General features: G+C 47.4%; 4 protein-coding genes. All 4 read right to left on the bottom strand.

Annotated features, from left to right (window positions below):
- Nucleotides 1-1,455, bottom strand: a 1,455-nt coding sequence (locus Q0668_RS12995; RefSeq protein WP_298865305.1) for a cbb3-type cytochrome c oxidase subunit I, incomplete at its 3' end; no start/stop codon positions are given.
- Complete coding sequence (gene coxB, locus Q0668_RS12990; RefSeq protein ID WP_298865303.1) at nucleotides 1,452-2,429, bottom strand: cytochrome c oxidase subunit II; 978 nt, start codon at nucleotides 2,427-2,429, stop codon at nucleotides 1,452-1,454. The genes Q0668_RS12995 and coxB, both read right to left, overlap by 4 nt.
- 210 nt (nucleotides 2,430-2,639) lie before the next feature.
- Nucleotides 2,640-2,972 carry a DoxX family protein gene (locus tag Q0668_RS12985; RefSeq protein ID WP_298865301.1) on the bottom strand — a complete coding sequence of 111 codons (333 nt, stop codon included), beginning with the start codon at nucleotides 2,970-2,972 and terminating at the stop codon, nucleotides 2,640-2,642.
- Nucleotides 2,973-3,077: 105 nt separating this feature from the next.
- Entirely contained in the window at nucleotides 3,078-4,205 is a 1,128-nt protein-coding gene (locus Q0668_RS12980) for a serine hydrolase domain-containing protein (RefSeq protein ID WP_298865300.1), read from the bottom strand.
- Nucleotides 4,206-4,475: the final 270 nt, after the last annotated feature.

Below are 4,475 nucleotides of genomic sequence, written 5' to 3'. Positions count from 1 at the left end.
TGTGCCGACAGCCATAAAAATCGCACCGATGGATGCCACTCCGTTTAAGAGTGCCCAGCCGGGGTTGTCTGCGTAGGTATAGACTCTTCGGGGCATGCCCATTAATCCCAGAAAGTGCTGCACCATAAACGTCATGTTAAAGCCGATTACCCACAACCAGAATTGGAAGATTCCCCACCGTTCGCTGAGCATGCGGCCGGTCATCTTAGGGAACCAGTAATAGGCGGCAGAGAAGAGTGAGAATACGAGTCCGCCAATCAACACATAATGGAAATGGGCGACCACGAAATAGGTGTCCGTCAATTGCCAGTCGATGGGGACGGCTGCGAACATAATTCCGGTTAAACCGCCGATGACGAATTGTAAAAGAAACGCGACTGCAAAGTGCAATGCGGTATTGAATTGGATTTCGCCGCCCCAGAGTGTGGCGGTCCAGTTAAAGACTTTGATGCCTGTAGGAATCGCGATTAGCAGTGAACCGACGGCAAAAAAGATATCGGCATACATACCCAGGCCAACGGCAAACATATGATGTGCCCAGACACCATAGCCTAGCAGTACAATGGCAACCGAAGAGCCTGCCACGAATGTGTAACCATAGATTGGTTTGCGTGAGAACACGGGGATGATTTCGGAGATCATCCCAAAACCGGGAAGGATTAAGATATAAACTTCAGGATGTCCAAAGATCCAGAAGTAGTGTTGCCAGAGAACGGCAGATCCGCCGCGCGTAGGGTCAAAAAAAGCGGAACCCAGCCAGCGGTCGAGTAAGAGCATTGACAGTGCTGAGTTTAATGCCGGTAACGCCAGGATGATCAGAATGACCTGCATCAGCATCATCCAGACAAAGAGTGGAACTCGCTGCAAACTCATGCCTGGTGCGCGCATGCAGATGATCGTGGCAAAAATATTAATCGCTCCGGAGACGGAACCAATACCCATAATCAGTAAGCCAATAATCCAATAGTCGACACCTTGCAACGAACTATAGGCTTTGGTGGAAAGGGGCACATAGCTGAACCAGCCAGCATTCGGGGCTGATCCTGTCAAGAAACTATAATGTAACAACAGAGCTCCGAAAAATAACATCCAGAATCCGAAAGCGTTTAGACGGGGGAATGCCACATCGCGGGCGCCGATCATCAACGGCACAAAATAATTGGCAAAGCCGGTCAACACTGGCATTCCCACAAGAAAGACCATTGTTGTGCCGTGCATGGTAAATAACTGGTTGAACATTTCTGGTGATAGAAATGAATTATTTGGATATGCCAGTTGGATGCGCATCAGTAGCGCTTCAAAACCGCCGATCGCCAGATAAAAGACGGCGGTCAGAATATACATGATGCCGATACGTTTATGATCGAGCGTACTCACCCAATCGAGCATCACGGTCGAAGTGACCGGAGGGTCGAGGCTGGTAAGATCTGATTGGTTGATCGATCCTGTCGTCACTTGAGTGTCTCCGGTGTCTTCAGTGTCTCCAGGTAGGCTACGAGTTGTTTGAGATGCTCTTCACTCAGCTTAAAGTTTGGCATTTTACATCCTGGTTTGAGTGCTTGTGGATCTTTAAGCCAGATAGCCAGATTTTCTGGTGAATTTTCGATGACCCCCGCACCAATTTCCTTGCGGTCGGCAAAATGTGTCAAATCAGGGCCGATCCTGGCTTTCGCTGTTGTCCCTGCCACTGTATGGCATTGTTGGCAAGTGGCCTGCATGAAGAACTGTTTGCCGGCAGCTTCCAGAGGAGTAAGTTGATCTGGTTGTTTGGTATCTTTTTTCTCACTCGCGATCCATTGCTCATATTCAGGTTGGGATACCGCATAAACTTTGAAGTTCATCCAGGCATGCTGCGCTCCGCAATATTCTGAACAGCGCCCTTGATAGGAGCCTGGTTTGCTGGCTTCGAGCCAAATATAGTTCTCGCGTCCCGGAATGGCATCGATCTTTTGGCCGAGTTGCGCGACCCAGAAGCTGTGAATGACATCTGCTGAAGAAATCTGTACCCGCAGTTTTTTGCCAACGGGTATATAAATTTCGTTCGCTGAGATTACACCCGAGTCGGGATATTCTACTTCCCACCACCATTGGTGACCGGTCACTATGAGATCGATGGTATTATGGTTTGTGCTTCCGTCGGGGGAATCTGTGGGGTAAGCATTGAGGGTGATGACGAGTTGGGCGCTGATGGCGACCAGCCAAATTACAATAATGACAGGCCCGACCATCCAGGCAATTTCTGTTTTTTCGCTACCAAAATCTTGTTCGGGTAGTGTGTGTTTGCGTCGTCCTCGATAAATGGCGACCAGGATTAATCCTGCCACAATCGTAAAGATGATGGCGCTGATTACGAGAACCTGCATGAATAGATTGTTGATAGACTCTGCCTGTGGAGACGCAGGGTCAAGAACAGGAATGACAGAGTTCATAATCAAGGTCTGGAATTTGTTATTCAAAGGTACCTGCGCTTTGAGTTGAGCGAGCAACTGGAATCAATTGGATACATGGTATAGTTTGATTAATGAAGGTGAATTGATCAATTTCTATCAAGAATAAAATCAGAGATGAATGCAAAACAAATGCAGGACCCAGATGAACTATATTACCCAAGTGAATGTAAAAGTTGAACGCTCTTTTACTCAAGTTTGTGATTCTGTTCCAACTAATCGAGGGTTAGCTTTGGTATGCGACCAAGCCCAGAGAATAAACAGGAACTGAAGAGGAAGTCTTAAAAGGTGTAACCAATAAGGAGCTGGCAGAATTTCCTGATGTAAAAAAACGTGAATATTAGCGGGGAAAACAGCAATCAATAGCGCAATGATGCCCCAGGCTGCCTGTCGTGAAATACGAAGAATACAGAGGGATACTCCCAGACTGATTTCCAGTAAACCGCTGAGAGAAACCAACTCTCGATGCCAGGGTAAATAAGAGGGCATGATTTTGAGATAGAATTCCGGATTCACAAAATGCATGGCGCCAGCACCGAGCATAAACAGAGCGAGCAAATATTTTTAAGAATGTTTTCAATTTTTGTCTCTCAATGAGAACATTACTGATCGATTTGTGTTTGCTGAAAATTATTCAAATGACGAAGCAATGATGTTTGATAATCTGACGAGGCGCCAGGGTGCCTTTGATCGAATTGCCGTTGTGAGGATTACAGCGAAGCCATCACGGCGGCGGTCCATCCAGACCATAGTGCCTGTCGATCCTGTATGTCCAAAGACGCTCCGGTCGAGTAAGTTTCCCCAGCTACCTTTCTGGCCGGGATGGTTTAAGCGCCAGCCTAAGCCCCATGGTTGAGAACGTCGGATGGGTTCGGGCAGGTCGGGATAATCATTGAGTCGGTTTGTGGTTGCCATTTCCATCATCGACTTAGAAAGCAGACGTACGCCATTTTGTTCGCCATAGTTAAGCATGCACTGGCAGATGACAGCCATGTCTTCGGGGGAACTAAACATGGCTCCCCATGGAACTCCCAGGTCCTGCCAGTAAGGACTGTTCCATCCGAAATTGGAATCGATCTGATATTCTGGTGTTTCGACGCGTACCAGACGTTCTCGTGGGAACTCTCCGCGACCTAACCAGGTACTTTGTAAGTCCAGCGGTTTGAGGATTTCATCTCTGACATGTTGGGCAATCGTTTTTTTTGTGATGCGTTGTATGATTTCTGCAACAACGAGCGTTCCCATGCTCTGGTAGCTAAGGTTTGTTCCCGCCGGTTGAAAGAGGGGGACTGTATCGTAGATGGCGCCCTGAATGAATTTATTTAAGGGGGCCAGTGATTGTCGCAGTGCTACATTGTTTTCCAGCATATCCGGCATGCCTGAAGTATGTGTAAACAGGTGATGTACCAGAATAGATTCTTTATGGTGCGCAGCAAAGTCGGGAATGTAATGTGTGACCGGGTCGCTTAATACCAGTTCTCCCCGTTCGACCAGCTTTAAGGCGCTCATGTAAACGATGGGTTTGGTGATGGAGGCCAGGAGAAACATGCCGTCCCGTCGAATCGTTTCTGCATTTTTTTCTGGTCCCTGTTTTCCAAAGAACTGCGGCTCGACAATTTTTCCATGTCGACCTACGACGATGGCAGCTCCGGGAACTATGCCGGCGTCTGTCCATTCTTTCAATAACTTTCCTGCCAGTTGCAGACGTGTTCCGTCAAGGTCTATCTCTTGTGGTTTGACGATGGGTAGTGAGGTCATCTGAGAGTTCCTCAAAAAACAGGGTCTGTGTTGACTCAAGCGAACTCATTCACCATGATCGATATGATAGAGCCCGTCAAGCGAATCCATGTATGATAAGATCGCTGCGTACTAAAAAATAAAACACAGCGGTTTTCCATTTTTTCATGAGAGCCTCCTGTGCGGGCAGTTCATGACTAATTCACTACATAAGGTCGATTCAAAATGAAGAAATCCATTGTTATTTTCAGTCTGATTTGTCTGGGACTTTGGAACGCAGATTTGCATGCT

The organism is uncultured Gimesia sp. (assembly GCF_937910335.1).
Taxonomy (GTDB): Bacteria; Planctomycetota; Planctomycetia; order Planctomycetales; family Planctomycetaceae; genus Gimesia.
The sequence above is the reverse complement of the archived record's forward strand: the minus strand, read 5'-3'. Positions and strand labels throughout refer to the sequence as shown.